General features: G+C 40.7%; 17 protein-coding genes and 1 pseudogene. 10 read left to right on the top strand and 8 right to left on the bottom strand.

What is annotated here, in order from left to right; all coding sequences use genetic code 11:
- Positions 1-6 precede the first annotated feature (6 nt).
- Complete coding sequence (locus tag HUK62_RS05350; protein WP_176537283.1) at positions 7-897, top strand: hypothetical protein; 891 nt, start codon at positions 7-9, stop codon at positions 895-897.
- Between the two features lie 39 nt (positions 898-936).
- Here HUK62_RS05350 and HUK62_RS05355 read toward each other — a convergent pair whose 3' ends face one another.
- The 3 genes from HUK62_RS05355 to HUK62_RS05365 form a co-directional block, all read right to left on the bottom strand.
- Positions 937-1,563 carry a 3-oxoacid CoA-transferase subunit B gene (locus HUK62_RS05355; RefSeq protein ID WP_176537284.1) on the bottom strand — a complete coding sequence of 209 codons (627 nt, stop codon included), beginning with the start codon at positions 1,561-1,563 and terminating at the stop codon, positions 937-939.
- Between the two features lie 2 nt (positions 1,564-1,565).
- Positions 1,566-2,270 carry a CoA transferase subunit A gene (locus HUK62_RS05360; protein WP_004981373.1) on the bottom strand — a complete coding sequence of 235 codons (705 nt, stop codon included), beginning with the start codon at positions 2,268-2,270 and terminating at the stop codon, positions 1,566-1,568.
- Positions 2,271-2,507: 237 nt separating this feature from the next.
- Complete coding sequence (locus HUK62_RS05365) at positions 2,508-3,389, bottom strand: LysR family transcriptional regulator (protein ID WP_176537285.1); 882 nt, start codon at positions 3,387-3,389, stop codon at positions 2,508-2,510.
- Positions 3,390-3,964: 575 nt separating this feature from the next.
- Here HUK62_RS05365 and HUK62_RS05370 point away from each other — a divergent pair.
- A complete protein-coding gene (locus HUK62_RS05370; protein WP_058869080.1) occupies positions 3,965-5,389 on the top strand; it encodes a GntP family permease in 1,425 nt (474 codons plus the stop codon).
- Between the two features lie 37 nt (positions 5,390-5,426).
- Complete coding sequence (locus HUK62_RS05375; protein ID WP_176537286.1) at positions 5,427-6,212, top strand: 3-hydroxybutyrate dehydrogenase; 786 nt, start codon at positions 5,427-5,429, stop codon at positions 6,210-6,212.
- A gap of 454 nt (positions 6,213-6,666) precedes the next feature.
- On the opposite strand, the gene HUK62_RS05380 is transcribed toward HUK62_RS05375, so the two are convergent.
- Positions 6,667-6,861 carry a hypothetical protein gene (locus tag HUK62_RS05380; RefSeq protein WP_004694700.1) on the bottom strand — a complete coding sequence of 65 codons (195 nt, stop codon included), beginning with the start codon at positions 6,859-6,861 and terminating at the stop codon, positions 6,667-6,669.
- A gap of 449 nt (positions 6,862-7,310) precedes the next feature.
- On the opposite strand from HUK62_RS05380, the gene sbmA reads away from it, so the two are divergent.
- The 5 genes from sbmA (at position 7,311) to HUK62_RS05400 (ending at position 11,200) form a co-directional block, all read left to right on the top strand.
- A complete protein-coding gene (sbmA, locus tag HUK62_RS05385; protein ID WP_176537287.1) occupies positions 7,311-8,504 on the top strand; it encodes a peptide antibiotic transporter SbmA in 1,194 nt (397 codons plus the stop codon).
- A 143-nt stretch (positions 8,505-8,647) separates the two neighbouring features.
- Positions 8,648-9,700, top strand: a complete 1,053-nt coding sequence (locus HUK62_RS05390) for a hypothetical protein (RefSeq protein ID WP_176537288.1) — start codon at positions 8,648-8,650, stop codon at positions 9,698-9,700.
- Between the two features lie 59 nt (positions 9,701-9,759).
- Complete coding sequence (locus HUK62_RS18985) at positions 9,760-10,167, top strand: hypothetical protein (protein ID WP_228723741.1); 408 nt, start codon at positions 9,760-9,762, stop codon at positions 10,165-10,167.
- 59 nt (positions 10,168-10,226) lie between these two features.
- On the top strand, positions 10,227-10,571 hold the full coding sequence (locus HUK62_RS18990; protein WP_228723742.1) for a hypothetical protein: 345 nt from the start codon (positions 10,227-10,229) through the stop codon (positions 10,569-10,571).
- Positions 10,572-10,681: 110 nt separating this feature from the next.
- Positions 10,682-11,200, top strand: coding sequence for a hypothetical protein (locus HUK62_RS05400; RefSeq protein WP_176537289.1), 519 nt, complete (start codon positions 10,682-10,684; stop codon positions 11,198-11,200).
- 172 nt (positions 11,201-11,372) lie between these two features.
- Here HUK62_RS05400 and HUK62_RS05405 read toward each other — a convergent pair whose 3' ends face one another.
- Entirely contained in the window at positions 11,373-11,951 is a 579-nt protein-coding gene (locus HUK62_RS05405) for a DJ-1/PfpI family protein (protein WP_176537290.1), read from the bottom strand.
- A 162-nt stretch (positions 11,952-12,113) separates the two neighbouring features.
- On the opposite strand from HUK62_RS05405, the pseudogene HUK62_RS05410 reads away from it, so the two are divergent.
- Positions 12,114-12,413 (top strand): annotated as a pseudogene (locus HUK62_RS05410) (hypothetical protein); the annotation flags it as partial.
- 98 nt (positions 12,414-12,511) lie between these two features.
- The gene (locus HUK62_RS05415; protein ID WP_176537291.1) at positions 12,512-14,476 is read left to right on the top strand and encodes an AAA family ATPase; all 1,965 of its coding nucleotides are present in this window, start codon (positions 12,512-12,514) and stop codon (positions 14,474-14,476) included.
- Positions 14,477-14,521: 45 nt separating this feature from the next.
- On the opposite strand, the gene gatB is transcribed toward HUK62_RS05415, so the two are convergent.
- The 3 genes from gatB to gatC are packed head-to-tail and all read right to left on the bottom strand — an operon-like array spanning position 14,522 to position 17,856.
- Positions 14,522-16,009 (bottom strand): Asp-tRNA(Asn)/Glu-tRNA(Gln) amidotransferase subunit GatB, encoded by a 1,488-nt coding sequence (gene gatB / locus HUK62_RS05420; protein WP_176537292.1) that lies wholly within the window; start codon positions 16,007-16,009, stop codon positions 14,522-14,524.
- The gene (gatA, locus tag HUK62_RS05425) at positions 16,010-17,488 is read right to left on the bottom strand and encodes an Asp-tRNA(Asn)/Glu-tRNA(Gln) amidotransferase subunit GatA (protein ID WP_176537293.1); all 1,479 of its coding nucleotides are present in this window, start codon (positions 17,486-17,488) and stop codon (positions 16,010-16,012) included.
- Between the two features lie 53 nt (positions 17,489-17,541).
- Positions 17,542-17,856 (bottom strand): Asp-tRNA(Asn)/Glu-tRNA(Gln) amidotransferase subunit GatC, encoded by a 315-nt coding sequence (gene gatC, locus HUK62_RS05430; RefSeq protein ID WP_004694671.1) that lies wholly within the window; start codon positions 17,854-17,856, stop codon positions 17,542-17,544.
- Between the last annotated feature and the right edge of the window lie 14 nt (positions 17,857-17,870).

Consider the following 17,870-nt stretch of genomic DNA (forward strand, 5'->3'; position numbering starts at 1 on the left):
TCGAATATGAATCCTATGTCACATGCAAAGACAATCTTAAGCCCCAAAAGCTATCTCGCGGCCTTTGTCTTTATAGTATTCATGGTGGCGGCTGCCTATGGACTGAATGATCGTGAAATTATTCTGCCTGAAATGGCGGCGATGGCCGTTGGGCTGTGGGTCTATCGAGATAAACAGTGGCTGAATCAGCCAGATAAAATTTTTATTTTACCCAGTTTGACCGCTGTTATAGGCTTCTGTATTAATTTGATGCCAATTTCATATCTGTTCAAACTGGTTTTTGTTCTCTGTGCCATGTTGCTCGTGATGCGGATGTTTAACTATATATTACCGCCCGCACTGGCCACGGGTTTCTTGCCGATTGTGACCCAAGCCTACGAAATATCGTTTTTGATTTCGATTTTTGCCACCAGTTTTATCCTAATGTTGGGTGTTGTGCTCTTTAAACTGAACCAAGGCGTGGAGAGAAAAGGCAATTTTGATCGACGAAAAATAGGTGTGTATGCCAGTATTACTTTAATCGGTTTTGCACTCGCTGCTATTTTCAAGATTGAAGCGATGGCACTGATTCCACCCATTACAGTGGTGGTCTATGAATCATTAAATATGATGATGTATTCGTTGAAAATGTGTCTTAAGCAGGTTGCTGTGTTGACCCTGTCGATTTCAATGGCCGTGCTTATGCAGTTGTGGATTCAAGATTGGATCTTGCTCACCCTCTTTGATATGCGCATTCCTGCGGTATATGCCTTTCCATTTTTGGTTTTTGTCTTTCCACAAGACAGTGTGATGCATTTACCTATGGCATCTGGCCTGATGGCTGGTTTTTCACTTGGCTGTGTCTATATCTATCGCACCTATTTTCAGAATATGAGTGCTGAGAAATCCCATACCTAGCTTGAGAGGAATGACATGATCCGATCTGATCATGTCATTTTATCTCTGGGATAATCCAGTCGCTTTCTGGATTTGTTCTAGGTTCACATCGCGTGCCAGTTCAACCAGTTTCATACCTTCAGCAGTGATATCCATCACGCCTAAGTCAGTAATGATACGGCTGACGACAGCTTTACCCGTGAGTGGTAGGGTACATTGGGGCACGATTTTTGGCGTGCCATCTTTGGCGCAGTGTTCCATGAGCAACACGACTTTTTGTACACCAGAGACCAAGTCCATTGCGCCGCCCATGCCTTTGACTTTTTTACCCGGAATCATCCAGTTTGCCAAGTCGCCTGTTTCAGAGACTTCCATTGCACCTAAAATAGCAATATTGACATGACCACCCCGAATCATGGCAAAGGATTCTGAGCTTGAGAAAAATGCAGCCCCTTTACGTGCGGTGACGGTTTGTTTTCCTGCATTAATCAAGTCTGCATCGACTGCATCACGGGTTGGAAATTCATCAATACCGAGCAAGCCATTTTCTGACTGCAACCAAACATTGATCCCTTCGGGTAGATAATTGGCCACTAAGGTCGGTAAGCCAATACCTAAGTTGACATAAAAACCATCTTCGAGTTCAAGGGCAGCACGCTGCGCCATTTCATTACGTGTCCAAGCCATAATTAAGCTTCCTCTGCTTTAATGGTCAGTTGTTCGATCTGCTTTTTTGGGGTGGCATTAAGCACCACGCGGTTGATGTAGATACCCGGTAAATGGATGTCATCTGGATCGATTTCACCAATTTCAACCACCTGTTCAACTTCGGCAATGGTGAATTTGCCTGCCATGGCACAGTCAGGGTTAAAGTTACGAGCTGTTTTACGGAACACTAAGTTCCCTGCTTTATCGGCTTTGTAGGCTTTCACTAAAGCAATGTCCGCAGTAAGGGACATTTCTAAAATATGCGGACGACCATTAAAGTCGCGGACTTCTTTACCTTCGGCAATGAGGGTGCCTACACCTGTTTGGGTGAAAAATGCAGGAATACCTGCGCCGCCTGAACGTAGTTTTTCTGCGAGTGTACCTTGCGGGGTGAGCTCAACTTCAAGTTCACCATTGAGATACTGACGCTCAAACTCTTTATTTTCACCGACATAAGAGGCAATCATTTTTTTAATTTGTTTGGTTTCTAATAATTTACCTAAACCGAAGCCATCCACACCTGCATTATTTGAAATACAGGTTAAACCTGTGACACCTGTATCTTTTAAGGCATCAATTAATGCTTCTGGAATACCACAGAGGCCAAAACCACCCACGGCAACCGTTTGATTATTGGCAACCACATCGGCCAATGCTTCGGCTGCATTTGCGACGACTTTATTCATCTTTTATTTCCTGATCTTCCTTGCTTGTTATTTTTTTAGCATTGCGCTGCACTTTTTAGAAATTGAATCTTTCTAACGTATAATAAGAAAAACTCATTAATGCAGAATATTTACAAAGAAAAATAGATAAAAGAAGAGTCAAAGCATGTGGTAAAGCCATGCAAATAATCATACGGCTTATTCTGAACTATCAAGGTTTAGCCTCAGTTTCGCTTAGTCAAGGAGGGAGAACTTAGCTTAGAAATGATGCCAAAGTGTGGTTTCAATAAATTGAGACGACATGTTAGACAGTTCATAATCTTTCTTATAAATAATGCCCACCGCGAGTTGCGCTTGGTTGTCCTCAATTTCAACCAACACATTTTTTTCAAGGTCGATGAATTTTTGGAAATGTCGTGGAATAGCACTCACGCCCATACCATAGGCAACGAAGTGTGAAAGCGAACTGATTTGGTGGCATTCGACTTTCAAGTCCAACACCACTTGATGCGCAGCACAATGTTCCTCAATCACATGCCGAATAATTGAGGGGTTTTGTAAGGTCACAAATGGACAAGAGCATAGTTCAGGCCATGTCACGCTTTTTTGTTTGGCTAAGACGTGGTGTTTGGGCAATAGAGCTAAAAAGTCTTCATTGAATAAAGGCTGAAAAATTAGTTGGTCATTGGCCTTGGGTTCAAAACAAATGCCAATCTCAAAGATGCCTTCTTGAACTTTTTCAATGATTTTTTCATTGGTGATGTCATGGATTGAAAAACTGATGTTGGGGTGCTGCTGTGCAAAATCATGCATCACCTCGGGGAGTACCGCATGAGTGGCAAAGGGCATTGAGGCAATATTTAAAGTACCACGGTTGAGTTTAAAGCGCTGTTTGACATCTTTTTCCATATCCTCCCAGTTGGCCAAGAGCTTTTTGGCATAGGGAATGAGGGACTGACCTTCAAGGGTGATTTCTACCCGACGTGTGTTGCGTTTAAACAGTTTTCCACCGAGTTCTTCTTCTAATGTTTTAATACTTAAGCTGAGAGCGGATTGGCTCAGACACAGTTCATTGGCTGCATTGGCATAATTAAGCGTACGTGCAAGGACCAAAAAGGCTTTTAATTGTTTGAGTGTCATGAGCTTCCCTGAGCAATGATGCAACACGATGTTGAATGAAAATGAACGTGTTTTTCTCAAATGGTTTACATGAAAAATACAACAGACGGTCAAAACAGATCAAGTGATGGAAGTGGGTGCATTTTTATCAAGTCGTCAAAGCAGTATAAGTCGAACAGCATGATAGTCTGTAAAAATATGTTTTAACTGTATGAAAAATATAAAAATTGGTCATTTCGTGCGATTTTGAAATTTTACCTTTAACTTGATGTAATTAGTTTTATCAGTCTTGCTAGGGCTTGGATATTAATCAATTTTTCTTCTTACTCAATGATTATTTTCAAACAATGTGTGGGTTTATATGCATTATAGTCTGACCCAATAAGCTGAAATATTAATGCTCTGATGGATAAATATAGTACATAGATCAGAGTGCAAATAGACATCTCGTCATGAGGGAAATAGACGGTCTATGAATGCGTATTTGGTTTTTCCGCACAGGCTGATTGCACTGTGACTCCACTAGATTTGACATCATTCGCCATTAATATCACACCACATCAAGACATATTTTCTTTAAGGATGGAGTAAAAAATATGTGGGATTTAGGTGTAATTTTATTGTCTCTTGGGCTACTGATGTATACAGCCTACAGAGGTTTTTCTGTCATTCTTATGGCACCAATTTGTGCCTTGTTAGCGGTTTTACTGATTAACCCAGCTAACGTTTTGCCTTTTTATTCAGGCGTATTTATGCCCAAAATGGTTGGGTTTATTAAAGATTATTTCTTGGTGTTTTTACTCGGTGCCATTTTCGGTAAAGTGGTTGAAATGTCAGGGATTGCCGAATCCATTGCCAAAACCATTGTGAACCTGATTGGTTCTAAAAATGCAATGTTAACCGTTGTGCTTTTAGGGGCGATTTTAACCTATAGCGGCGTCAGTCTCTTTGTGGTGGTATTTGCTGTTTATCCATTTGCGAATCAACTCTTTAGACAAGCCAACATTCCAAAGCGTTTGATTCCGGGAACCATTGCCCTTGGTGCATTTACCTTTACCATGGATGCCTTGCCGGGAACCCCGCAGATTCAAAACGTTATTCCGACGACCTTTTTTGGTACAGATATTTATGCAGCGCCGTTTCTTGGTTTGATTGGTGCGGTATTTGTTCTTGCTACAGGTTTGAGCTATTTAGAATGGCGTCGCCGTGTAGCCGCTCGAAATGGTGATGGCTATGCCACAGGTATTGAGCTGACAGAAGCCGAGCAACAACAACTGAAACAAAACTTAGATACAACATCAAATGGTTCTACCGCACGTCAATGGTTGGCTTTTGTACCGCTCATTTTAGTTGCCGTGACCAATAAGTATTTATCCACTGCGATTAAAGAATGGTATCCAAACGGTTTCGACTTTAATGCCATTGGACTTGCAGCTTACACCGTCGATGTTGCCAAAACCTCTGCCATTTGGGCCGTGGGTTTAGCCTTAATTGTGGGCATTATCGCGGCAATTTCATTTGACTTCCGTCGTGTCTATACGGGCTTCAAAGATGGTGTCAATGCCAGTATTGGCGGGTCTTTACTTGCCGTGATGAATACCGCATCTGAATATGGTTTTGGTGCGATCATTGCGGCCTTACCGGGCTTTGCAATCATTAGTCATGCATTGGGTAATACTTTTACCAATCCGTTGGTCAATGGTGCAGTCACTACGACAGTTTTAGCGGGTGTGACAGGTTCAGCCTCTGGCGGGATGAGTATCGCTTTAAGTGCGATGGCGGATCAGTACAATGCTGCGATTCTAGCCATGGGAATTCCACCTGAAGTCATGCACCGTATTGTTGCGATGGCATCTGGCGGTATGGATACCTTACCGCATAACGGCGCCGTGATTACCTTGCTTGCAGTCACAGGTTTAACCCATAAACAATCTTATAAAGACATTTTTGCCATCACGATTATTAAAACCATCGCGGTATTTGTTGCCATTGCTGCCTTTACTTGGTTTGGTATTGTTTAAGACTTTGGAATGAAAAAAGAAGACAACGGAGTACATCATGAGTCAACTGTTAAAAGATAAAGTTGCATTTATTACTGGTTCAGCCAGTGGTATTGGACATGAAATTGCAAAGAAATTTGCCAATGAAGGTGCAAAAGTTGTCATTTCTGATATGAATGCCCAGAAGTGTGCTGAAACGGTGGCGGCACTTCAAAAGCAAGGTTTTGAAGCATTGTCTGCGCCTTGCGATGTGACCGATGAAGAAGCATATAAAACAGCGATTGAACTGACTCAGAAAACCTATGGGCGGTTGGACATCCTCATCAATAATGCGGGTTTTCAGCATGTTGCAGTGATTGAAGACTTTCCAACAGCAGTCTATCAAAAGCTGATTAATGTCATGTTGGTGGGGGCATTCATTGGCATTAAGTACGCATTTCCAATCATGAAAGCGCAGCAGTTTGGTCGCGTGATTAATATGGCCTCGATTAACGGTCTGATCGGTTTTGCTGGCAAGGCCGGCTATAACAGTGCTAAGCATGGTGTAATTGGTTTGACCAAAGTTGCGGCTTTAGAGTGCGCGCGCGATGGCATCACCGTGAATGCTCTGTGTCCGGGCTATGTCGACACGCCGTTGGTACGTGGTCAAATTCATGACTTGGCTAAAACCCGAAATGTCAGTGAACAAAGTGCATTAGAAGATGTGATTTTGGCGATGGTGCCGCAAAAACGCTTATTGAGTGTAGAAGAAATTGCGGATTATGCGATCTTTCTTGCCAGTGATAAGGCGGGCGGTGTAACGGGTCAAGCCGTGGTGATGGATGGTGGTTATACCGCGCAATAACTTAGCTCAGCACACGTTTAAAAATTGAGAAGCCTCGGATGTTCCTATCTGGGGCTTTTTTTATAGCGATAGATTTTGCAGAAAGACCTAGATTTAAATAGTAGTGAGCTTAGTGAATGCGTCAGTACATATAGAGTTATAGACTAAAGATTTTCAAATCCTTTCTCTTTTTCTGATTTATAGTTCATTATTTTAAGTACCAAGGATGAAGGGCTTAATGTAGAGTAATTAAATCAATAGATTAAAGAGAAAATGAATGCATAACGATGCTACAAATGAGTCCTAGAAATCACAAAATCCATAGTTACAGAAAACTCTCAGCACGGCTTCATTTGCTGATTGGGTATAAAAAACTAAATTTTAATAAAAATAACCAGTTTTAAATCAATAAAAAGATGGATTTTTATTTTTATCTTATTGAATGGATTATTCTTTTATTAAAGAGCATTGCAAATTACAGCTTCTGCCACACTTGATTTTCATCATCAAAAGACACCGTAAAATTAAAACGAGAATCTGCCGTTACCAAGTAACCAGTAGGTGTTTTCATGAGAACTTTGAGCACAGTGCCTTCTTCAAAGTTAATGGGTGGAAAGTCTTCTTTTGTCAGTGTGAGTGGTTTGATCAGTTCAAGTACTAGGGTTTCCATGTCATAGATCCAATAGTTTTTAATGAAAAGATAGTAGCATGAAGTCATTTTAAAATGTGCAAACTTCATTCTTTTATACATAAAATCAACAAGTAATCGTATGGTTGTCAGAGAAATACCATCATTGCACTCGCTTTAAATCCTAAGCAATTTTTCAGTTTGAAACCCAAAAGTTACAAGCAATAAAATATTATTTTAAATCTGGGGTAAAGCCCGTTCGTATTTTCATAAGTTATTGAAATAATTTATTTTGATTGTGATGTGACTGATCAAGTCGGAAAATAATGTCCTGAGCTCTTGTGAAGGGGCATACAAATCAAATAACGTATAACCCAATAAGGATAAGTAAAGTGTACAAACTTGCTGTAATGCGATTGTACTAAATTAAGAAATAAGGATTAGTATGCACGGATTGCATACCTGAAACATAAAAGGGATATATATCGTTCATGTTTAAGTCATTTTTCCCAAACCCTAGATGGTTCTTCATTTCAGTATTACTTTGGTCGGTGATCAATGTCGTACTGTGGTACACAGGGGGAAATACATGGGGAAGCGCCATAGGTTGGCCGCAAGGATATGCAACGGCTGAACTGCCTATAGGAGTGAGCCGTTTTTGGTCTCCAGCTTTTTTGTGGTTCTATCTCTGGTTTTTTATAGCGACAACACTCTTTGCCTTATTTTGGCGTTTTGTCTCAGACAATAAATGGCAACGCTGGTCGATTTGGGGGTCCGCATTTATTCTGTTTAACATCTGGTTTGGTGTACAGGTCAGTGTTGCCATCAACGCATGGTATGGACCATTTTGGGATCTCATTCAAAGCATGCTTGGCAAAGGGGGGAACGTTAAAGACCTATATATGGGTACTTTAACCTTCTTGTATATTGCGATGGTTGCGGTCACTTTCGCAGTGATCAATGCCTTTTTCACCAGCCACTATGTATTTCGGTGGCGTACAGCGATGAATGAATACTACACCCAACACTGGGAAAAATTACGTCATATAGAAGGGGCATCACAACGTGTGCAAGAAGACACTATGCGCTTTGCTACTATTTTAGAAGATTTGGGCGTTGAGTTGATCAAGGCTGTGATGGTGTTGGTGGCTTTCTTACCAATTCTATTTGAGCTTTCAAAGCATGTTCCTGAATTGCCTATTGTGGGTGAAGTAAAACATTCCCTAGTTTGGGCTTCTATTATTTGGGCTATTTTTGGTACGGTCTTGTTAATGGTAGTGGGAAGTAAACTACCAGGTTTAGAGTTTAATAATCAGAAGGTTGAAGCGGCTTACCGTAAAGAGTTGGTGTATGGGGAAGACCATGCAGACCGTGCCCAACCTGCAACATTGGTCGAACTGTTTAGCAGAGTAAGAAAGAATTATTTTAGACTTTATTTTCACTATGCTTATTTTAACTTAGTCGCGACATGGTATCGACAACTGGATATTTTATACAGTTTGGTGGTGTTATTTCCCGCAATTGCAGCAGGGAAAATGACTCTAGGTTTAATCAACCAAATTGGTAATGTGTTTGATAAAGTACGAGAGTCATTTCAATATCTAATTTTGTCATGGAAAACCATTATTGAACTGCTCTCGATTTATAAGCGTCTAAAAGCTTTTGAATCGACTTTAGATGACTAAATATTTTTGATGTATCTCACCTGCCTTTCACGGCAGGTTTTTTATGTGCTCAAGCATCATTTTGTCTGTAACTTTTGTTGTATGGTTCAAACTAAATTTATGAAATGTTGTTGAGGTTATCATAAAACAAAGCAGAATGATGTGTGCGTCAAGCTAAAATAAATAATAAAAACAGTTGTTTAAGTTTGTTATTTTATGTGCTTTCCGCTAATGTTTTTATGCGGGTGTTTAAGAGTAAAGTCGTAGTGAATTATAAAATTTTATGTGTATTTGGGGTTTTGGGGAGTGTGTTGCAGGGCTGTACCAGTCTGGGAAATATAGCACAAGCACCTTTTAAAAATATTGCATCACCACAAGAACTAATCGTAGAACGAAAAATTAATGATACCGATAAAAACAGCAAAGAATACGTCTATCACACGGTAGGCGTAAAAAATGAAAAAGATATCGAGGCGCTATATCCGCGCAGCATGTTTAGTCAGTATTGCCAAGCACATGGTGGGCGTTTTAGTCAGACACAAAAAAGTAGTTTTAGCTTAGTGAAAGATCCGTGGGCGAAAAAGTTACTTCGCACCTATAACAGTTTAAAACAGGGAACGGGTACTTTTCGTTGCCAGCTTAATAATGGCGAACAGTGGTTGGTGAGTATTGAGGCATTGTCTGAACGCAAACTGCCTAATTCAAATGATACTCGTGTGGTTAATTTACAAAGCAAAGTACTGACTGAGTCAGCACCACGGAGTATGGCACCTATTACGTCAAGCAAAAAAGTGGTGACGAAGGCACCTGCGATCAAGGCAGAGGTGAAGAAAGAGGAAGAAAGCAAAAAAGAAGTAGAGCCTAAAAAAGAAAATAAAGTGGAAGTACTACCTAAGGCTGTCAAAGCTGTAGAAACACCGCAGCAGCAACAGGCTAAACTGTATGTGGCTGCACGCCGTGATATTAACAGTGGACGCAACCAAGTCGCTGCCTGTAACAGTGCACAACGCGCATATAACTATGGTCGTTTGCCGGGGTCGGATGCCTCAAATGTCTATACCGAATCGGGCATATTAGTTGCACGTTGTTTAACGGGTATTCCAAGTTATAGCAGTCGTTTTTCCAACCCTAAAGGGCAAGCAAAATATGTTTTGCAGAACTTAGCCAAAAACCATAACCATACAGGTGCTAAAAATATGCTCAAGCAAATGAAGTAAGATTTTCGGCTGTTTGCGACCCAACTTCATGTGAGCACCTCAACCAAAGGAATAACATCATGAGTAATGTCCAAACACCAGCCACCTATTTTACTGCGCCTTTGCTGGATCAGACCGTGCAAGAAATAGACGTTGATATTTCAGCTCAGCCTTATTTTTACAACAATGGCGGAACACCCAAGTATTTAGCCGATGTATCAGATGCTATTGAGCTGATCCAAGCATCCTCAACCAACGCCCATATGAGTATGGGCCATGTTTATGATGTACCCAAAGAAATAGCAACGATCCAAACCCATTGGGGAGAGCAGACTCAGTTAGCATTCGCGGGAAACACTTTTGAGTTTATGCCACTCAAAGCCACGCCAGAAACTGCTGCTGCATTTGGTATGACTTTAGTGAAAGCTGGACAGGTGATAGAGGTGCAGGCTACGCAGAAAAAGTTGACCCAACTCAAATCAATCTAGTCGCAAAAACCTTATACCCCTTTGTCATCACAGACTTAGAACATCATGACTTTCCGCATGTGTTTGCTTCGACCGATCAAAATCAATTGCCGTTGGTGATCTCAGCAGGACGATATTTTCCAAAAGACCAAAAAATTTACTTGGCTGATTTGTGGGTAGAACATGGTGACGCACTTTATATTCCTGAAATGCCGAAGCAAGTCGCTCCGGAATTTATCGATTTACACAATAATCGTAATGCTGCTTTAGCCTGTTGGAAGGGCGAAAGTAATCAGTCTACGATTCAGATGCATACTTTGCTTGACCCCAAAGGTTACTTCTATTGGTTTTGGAATGCATGCCCGACCATACACCCACAGCTCACTGCATTTGAAACTGCTGAGTTAGATAGGGAAATCGCTTGAATTGGGCGATTTAATTTTCTCCAACTACACGGTAATTTTACAGTTCCATAACAGGCTGATTGACGGGCTTTGTGATACAAAGAATGCAATTGTTGATTGGAGTTGAGTTTATGTCACAGCCTGTTTTAAGCGTTTTACGTGGTCGATCTTCTGTTCTTTTTCGTCATGCTGTTTTGGCAGTAGCATTGTGTGGTTCAGTCCAAGTTGCTACGGCTAGTACTACAGTCGACCAACTGAGTAATTGTTTGGTGAAGTCAACGACAGCAACAGATAAAACCACTGTGTTGCAGTGGACGTTTGCGGCACTGGCTGCACATCCTGATCTGAAGGTGTATAGCAATGTCACCGATGCACAGCGTACACAGCTAGATAAAAACCTCGCACAGGTTTTACAACGCATTTTAGTGGAGCAATGTTCAGCTCAGACTAAAGCAGTGATTCAAGCAGAAGGCTTACAAGCGGTTGGAGACAGTTTTCAGGAACTTGGACAGATTACAGGTGAGGAAATTTTAAAGAACCCTGAAGTGAAAGGGCAGTTGCAAGGCGTACTGCGCTATGTGGATTTGAATAAATTGGTCACGACTTTTTTAACCCCAGAAATTTGGAATAAGTTGGGTGTGACGAGATAGTTCGGTCTTTGAAAAATATGAATAGTGGGAGCGATTTATAAACTGAATTGAAAGCATTAATGTTATAAAAAAGTCATTAAAAAAAGCTCCTTGAATCGAAGGAGCTTTTTTATTTTTGAATCTAAAGGCTGATAGGCCATCTCATAAAAGATTCATTTGAGGAACAACACAATTAAATCGTTACAGTCGCCCCTAAAGCTTGAATAAACTGTGCCATCCAAGCAGGGTGGGCAGGCCAAGCCGGCGCTGTGATCAAGTGCCCATCGGTTACAGCTTCCGTCACTTCAATGTCCGCATAAGTCCCACCTGCTAGTTTCACCTCGGCTGCGCACGCAGGGTAGGCTGAACAAGTACGGCCTTCGAGTACATCGGCTGCCGCAAGAATTTGAGCACCATGACAAACTGCTGCAATTGGTTTTTTTGCAGCATCAAACTCACGCACGATTTCAAGGATACGTTCATTCATGCGTAAATATTCGGGCGCACGACCACCGGGAATAACTAAACCGACATAGTCCGCAGTGTGTACCGCTTCAAAGTTGTAGTTGATGGCAAAGTTATGACCACGTTTTTCACTATAGGTTTGCTCGCCTTCAAAGTCATGAATGGCTGTGGCGATGCTTTCACCTTCATTTTTATCGGGGCAGACTGCGTGTACGGTATAACCGAGACCTGTTAAAAACTGAAAAGGCACCATGGTTTCATAGTCCTCGGCATAGTCACCCACGAGCATTAAAATTTGTTTTGACATCTTTAAACCCTCTTTATTGTTTGTGCATATTTTATGTTCACTTTTGATCTAAATTAGCACAGTTCAGATGTCATTTTTAAGTGATGGTTTGCTGTCTTTAGTCGTATGGGGTTTTTGTTTGAAATGGAATACTGGAAAATGCTATTAGCTACTAGATCAAACATGGCACAGGTGTTACAGCGAATTTTGGTCGAGCAATGTTCAGCACAGACCAAAGCAGTGATTCAGGCAGAGGGTATTCAAGCCGTAGGCGAAAGTTTTCAGCAGTTGGGGCGTATTACGGGCGAAGAAATTGTTAAGAATACTGAAGTGAAGCAGGAGTTGAATGGTTTGTTGCGTTATGTGGATTGAAACAAGATAGTAACGATGTTTTTGATGCCTGAGATTTGGAATAAGTTGGGTGTGTTAAGAGGGCAGTATTTTTTAATAGGCCATTATCTGTATTCTATTACATGTCTTTAAAAATAATAAAAGAATAGATAGTGCTTAAATAAAATATAAAATTTGAAATAATTATTTAGATTGTTTATATTTTGTTAAATTTTACATGAATGCTAAAAATGATAGTCGGAATTTTCTTAAGACACATAAAAACTTATAAAGGTATTAATTTTATTCCTCTTAGTGACGGTGAAAAATTCTGTGGCTTAGTTGGAAATAATGGAATTGGGAAAAGTACAGTTTTAGAGGCTTTAGAAAAAATTTTTCTACAAGATAAAGATTGGAATATTAATCTAGGGCATAATCAATCTACAGATGATACTAATGTACCTTATATAGTCCCAGTTTTCTTAATTGAAAGAAATAAAGTTGATTTTACGGATAAAGAACTTGAATTGGTTAGCTTGGTTGATGATGCTGTTAAAGTTCTTCAGGCTAGTAACTTTCCATCAAGATTTACCGGAGCTCAGGAGACTGTTGTTCATTTTGAAAGATTGAATTCTAGTATTGAAAATAGAGAGGATTATTTTTTAATCCCTCTTGGGATTACCTTAAAAAATAAAAAGAGTGTTGGTGTTTTTGAAGGGTATCTGAAGCAAAAATATTTGGAAGATAAACCTGGTGAGTCTGATTTACCTATAGATCTACTTAATTCTATATTTCTAAAAATTTTAGAAATTTATAGATATATTTATATTCCAAGAGAGTTAAGTGCTGAGGAATTTACTCGATTGCATAACAGGCAGTTTGAGTTTTTAATGGGGAGAAGTTTGCAACAAACACTAACTGAGACTATTTCTGGTGCTACAGTTAGAAGAATTAATGATTCTTTGGATGGGATTGTTCAGGAGCTTGAACAGGATTTAGAATCTTATATTTATAAAACAAATAGTGATGTTAGACAAACCAAACTAAAACGAGTTGATATTAATAATTTGATTATTGAAGCATATTTTAATATTAGGTCTATGCATCTCAAAGTTGATGATAGTACATCAATGGCAATTACTAAACTTAGCTCTGGGGAAAAGCAGAAAGCTATATTAGATATAGCCAATAGTTTGCTTAGAAAAAATCATGAAAATAATCAAGATAAATATGTGATTTTCGGATTTGATGAACCTGAATCATCCTTACATATTTCTGCATGTTTCGATATGTTCCAAAGCTTATATGAAACAACTCAGTATTGTTCTCAAGTTCTATTCACTACTCATTGGTATGGTTATATTCCTTCTGTAATAAGAGGTAATACTGTAATTATGGGGAAAGGAAGTGAGGTTGGTCATAAGTTTGACTTTATTAATATTGTGAAATATCGCGAAGACACAAGAATTATGAGTAATCAATCTCGTAATCAGCTTCCTTTTAGTGTTCAATTAAAAAGCATTAATGATTTGGTTCAAGCAATAATCTATGGAAGTATGAGTGAGAATCCATTTAATTGGCTAATCTGTGAGGGCTCATCAGAGAAAATTTATCTATCTGATTTTTTATCTGAATTAGTTGAAAGTCATAGATTAAGAATTTTGCCAGTTGGTGGTTATAGTGAGGTTAAGAAATTATATAATCATCTCTCAATTGCTTTTGAGGATTTTAAACAGGAAATGAAGGGCAAAGTTTTTTTGCTTTGTGATACTGATTCTACTTTAGATATGAATACAACTAATCTTAGACAAGATGCTCAACATCCTAAGCTAAAATATAGAAGATTAATAGTTAATGAGGGAAGTGAGAATGCAGAACTTGTTGTGATTAATTCTTCCATTGCTGCCAGTTCTTCTGTGTTGGAAGATGTACTTAATGCTGAAACCTTTTTGAAAGTATTAGAGCAAATGGAAGAGGAAAATCCTGAGTTGGCGGAATTTGTTGATGAGCATAAAAGGGTGGAACTCGCAGAAAATACTTATTATCCATCTGCTTTATGTTTAAGATTATCAATTCCAGAGAAGAGAAGATTAAAGGAGTTTTTTGGAAAAAATAATAATCATATGAAAGTTGAATTTGCATTAAATTATATAAATACAGTGGATAATAAGGAAGAAATACCTTGGATAAATGAAATACGACGTTTCTTTGAATAATAAAAACCCGCTCTAAAGCGGGTTTTCTTTTGAAACTAAATCAGATCAACCAATCAATTTCTTCATCAACTCATTCACTTGTGCAGGGTTAGCTTTACCCTTAGATGCTTTCATCACTTGACCAACTAGACCATTGAAAGCTTTCTCTTTACCAGATTTAAACTCTTCAACCATCTTCTCATTGGTAGCAAGCACGTCTTTAATAATCGCTTCAATCGCACCTGTATCAGTTTCCTGCTTCAAGCCTTTTTCCGCAATAATTTCGTCCGCAGTTTTGCCTTCATCCCACATAAAGCCGAATACTTGCTTCGCAATCTTGCCGCTAATGGTGTTATCCACTATACGCGCAACCATGCCGCCCAATTTTTCAGCCGAAACAGGGGAGTCTGCCAGTTCTAAGCCTGCTTTGTTTAAAGCGCCTGAGAATTCGCCCATCACCCAGTTTGCAGACACTTTACCTTGTGCAGCGCCGCCAGCAGCAGCCACAACCACTTCATAAAAGTCTGACATTTCGCGGGTCAGCGTCAACACATGCGCATCGTATTCAGTGACACCAAAGTCCGCGACGAAACGCTCACGACGTGCCGCAGGAAGTTCGGGCAACGCAGCACGAGCCGTTTCAATTTGCGCATCTGAAATAATCACAGGCAACAAGTCGGGGTCTGGGAAGTAGCGATAGTCGTTCGCTTCTTCTTTCGAACGCATTGAACGTGTTTCCATCTTGACAGGGTCGAATAGACGCGTTTCTTGGTCAATCGTGCCATCCCATTCCAAAATTTCCATTTGGCGTTCAATTTCAACATTGATCGCTTGTTCAATGAAACGGAATGAGTTGAGGTTTTTTAACTCGCAACGTGTACCGAACGGTTGACCCGGACGACGTAACGACACGTTACAGTCGGCACGGAATGAACCTTCCGCCATGTTACCGTCAGAAATACCCAACCAACGCACTAAAGTGTGAATCGACTTGATATAAGCCACAGCTTCTTCAACCGAACGCATATCGGGTTCAGACACGATTTCAAGTAAAGGTGTACCTGCACGGTTTAAGTCGATGCCTGACATACCTTCAAACTGGTCATGGATGGATTTACCTGCATCTTCCTCAAGGTGGGCACGCGTTACGCCAATACGCTTTACCGTACCATCTTCAAGTTGAATGTCGATATGACCCAAGCCCACAATCGGGTTGTCCATTTGACTAATTTGGTAGCCTTTTGGAGAGTCAGGGTAGAAGTAGTTTTTACGTGCAAACACAGACGCTTGGTCAATATAAGCATCGATACCCAAACCAAAGCGAATGGCTAAATCGACCACTTCTTTGTTTAATACAGGCAGTACGCCCGGCATCGCCAAGTCAACAAGGCTGGCTTGTGTATTTGGGTCTTGACCAAATTCAGTCGAAGAACCTGAGAAGATTTTAGATTGGGTCGCAAGCTGAGTGTGAATCTCGATCCCAATAACGACTTCCCAACCATCAATCAACAGTGATTTAGCTTTCTTTTGAGCTGTTTTTGAGATATTCGTCATTTATGCATTCTCCTCAGCAATTGCCGCACGTTTCGTATGCCAATCCGTCGCTTGTTGGTACTGATGTACCACAGACAACAGTTGAGATTCTGACCAATAGTTACCAATCAGCTGTAAGCCCACAGGTAAGTTGTCTTTGTCAAAACCAACAGGTGCGTTAATCGCAGGAAGTCCCGCAAGGTTAACTGCGATGGTGTAAATGTCGCCCAAGTACATTTCAACTGGAGACAAGTTCGCGCCAATTTTATAAGCCGTGGTTGGCGCAGAAGGTGCAGCAATCACATCAACCGATTCAAACGCTTTTAAGAAGTCTTGTTGAATCAGACGACGGACTTTTTGTGCTTTCACGTAGTAAGCATCGTAGTAACCCGCAGACAACGCATATGTACCAATCAAGATACGACGTTGCACTTCTGCACCAAAACCTTCAGAACGTGAACGTTTGTATAAGTCCATCAGGTCAACAGGGTTCTCTGCACGGTAGCCATAACGTACGCCATCGTAACGAGACAAGTTTGATGACGCTTCAGCAGGGGCAATCAAGTAATAGGTCGGAACATAAGCTTCAGTCATGTTGAGGTCAATCTCAACCAAAGTCGCACCCATCTCTTCCAATTTTTTCAATGATTCTTCAACGCGGGCTTTCACGTCTTCATCTAAACCAGCGACATTGAAGTATTGCTTTGGAATACCAATGCGTAAGCCTTTGACTGCTGTGCCGTTTAGGTTCGCCACATAGTTATCAACGTCTTTTTCAACGGATGTTGAGTCTTTCGCGTCATGACCTGCCATCACATTCATGAGGTAGGCACAGTCTTCAGCCGAACGCGCCATTGGCCCGCCCTGATCTAGTGATGATGCATAGGCAATCATCCCGAAGCGAGAGACACGGCCATAACTTGGCTTAAGGCCCGTTAAGCCACAGAACGATGCAGGTTGGCGAATTGAACCACCCGTGTCTGTACCTGTGGCAAATGGAGCTAGGTCCGCTGCAACCGCTGCCGCAGAACCACCTGAAGAACCACCTGGTACATGACCTAAGTTCCAAGGGTTTGCTGTAGCACCGTAGAATGAATTTTCAGAGGTTGAACCCATTGCGAACTCGTCCATGTTCACTTTACCTAAAGTGACTAGACCAGCGGCTTTGCCTTTCGCTACAACGGTGGCGTCGTAAGGAGAGATAAAGTTATCCAACATTTTTGAGCCCGCAGTGGTTTTAATGCCTTGGGTGCAAAAAATGTCTTTGTGTGCAATTGGCACACCTGTCAATGCGGTTGCTGTGCCTGCTTTTATTGCAGCATCTGCAGCATCGGCTTGTGCAAGCGCTTGTTCTGCTGTCACGGTTACATAAGATTTAACTTGTGTATCCAGTTTTGCAATGCGCTTTAAATAATGTTCAGTCAGTTCGCGAGATGAAAATTTAGCCCCAGCTAAACCCTCAGAGAGTTCACGAATCGATAAGCGATGTAAATCTGTCATGAGAAATGTCTTTACGTTAATTTTTACAAAATAATGGTTTAACTGAATAGAAATTATTCAATCACGCGAGGAACTAGGTACAAACCGTCTTGCACTTGCGGTGCAATGGCTTGATATTCATCACGATGATTGGTTTCTGAAACCACATCTTCACGTAAGGGTTGTGGGTGATCAAATGGGCTTTTAAGCGGCTCAACACCATCGGTGTCGATGCCTTTTAAGGTTTCCATCATGCCTAAAATTTTATTTAGACTTTGAGCATATTCAGCAGATTGCGTATCATCTAGCGACAATCGAGCAAGATTGGCGATTGCTGAAACTGTTTGTGCATTTAAATCTGCAGAATGCTGTGCATCCGATGTAGACATAACATCACCTGAGT

The organism is Acinetobacter sp. NEB 394, assembly GCF_013374795.1.
GTDB lineage: Bacteria > Pseudomonadota > Gammaproteobacteria > Pseudomonadales > Moraxellaceae > Acinetobacter > Acinetobacter johnsonii.

What these genes read in the sequence shown, in the direction of transcription:
- HUK62_RS05350 (WP_176537283.1), top strand. Translation starts at nt 7, where the DNA reads ATGAATCCTATGTCACATGCAAAGACAATCTTAAGCCCCAAAAGCTAT.
- HUK62_RS05355 (WP_176537284.1), bottom strand. Translation starts at nt 1,563, where the DNA reads ATGGCTTGGACACGTAATGAAATGGCGCAGCGTGCTGCCCTTGAACTC.
- HUK62_RS05360 (WP_004981373.1), bottom strand. Translation starts at nt 2,270, where the DNA reads ATGAATAAAGTCGTCGCAAATGCAGCCGAAGCATTGGCCGATGTGGTT.
- HUK62_RS05365 (WP_176537285.1), bottom strand. Translation starts at nt 3,389, where the DNA reads ATGACACTCAAACAATTAAAAGCCTTTTTGGTCCTTGCACGTACGCTT.
- HUK62_RS05370 (WP_058869080.1), top strand. Translation starts at nt 3,965, where the DNA reads ATGTGGGATTTAGGTGTAATTTTATTGTCTCTTGGGCTACTGATGTAT.
- HUK62_RS05375 (WP_176537286.1), top strand. Translation starts at nt 5,427, where the DNA reads ATGAGTCAACTGTTAAAAGATAAAGTTGCATTTATTACTGGTTCAGCC.
- HUK62_RS05380 (WP_004694700.1), bottom strand. Translation starts at nt 6,861, where the DNA reads ATGGAAACCCTAGTACTTGAACTGATCAAACCACTCACACTGACAAAA.
- sbmA (WP_176537287.1), top strand. Translation starts at nt 7,311, where the DNA reads ATGTTTAAGTCATTTTTCCCAAACCCTAGATGGTTCTTCATTTCAGTA.
- HUK62_RS18985 (WP_228723741.1), top strand. Translation starts at nt 9,760, where the DNA reads ATGAGTAATGTCCAAACACCAGCCACCTATTTTACTGCGCCTTTGCTG.
- HUK62_RS05400 (WP_176537289.1), top strand. Translation starts at nt 10,682, where the DNA reads ATGTCACAGCCTGTTTTAAGCGTTTTACGTGGTCGATCTTCTGTTCTT.
- HUK62_RS05405 (WP_176537290.1), bottom strand. Translation starts at nt 11,951, where the DNA reads ATGTCAAAACAAATTTTAATGCTCGTGGGTGACTATGCCGAGGACTAT.
- HUK62_RS05415 (WP_176537291.1), top strand. Translation starts at nt 12,512, where the DNA reads ATGATAGTCGGAATTTTCTTAAGACACATAAAAACTTATAAAGGTATT.
- gatB (WP_176537292.1), bottom strand. Translation starts at nt 16,009, where the DNA reads ATGACGAATATCTCAAAAACAGCTCAAAAGAAAGCTAAATCACTGTTG.
- gatA (WP_176537293.1), bottom strand. Translation starts at nt 17,488, where the DNA reads ATGACAGATTTACATCGCTTATCGATTCGTGAACTCTCTGAGGGTTTA.
- gatC (WP_004694671.1), bottom strand. Translation starts at nt 17,856, where the DNA reads ATGTCTACATCGGATGCACAGCATTCTGCAGATTTAAATGCACAAACA.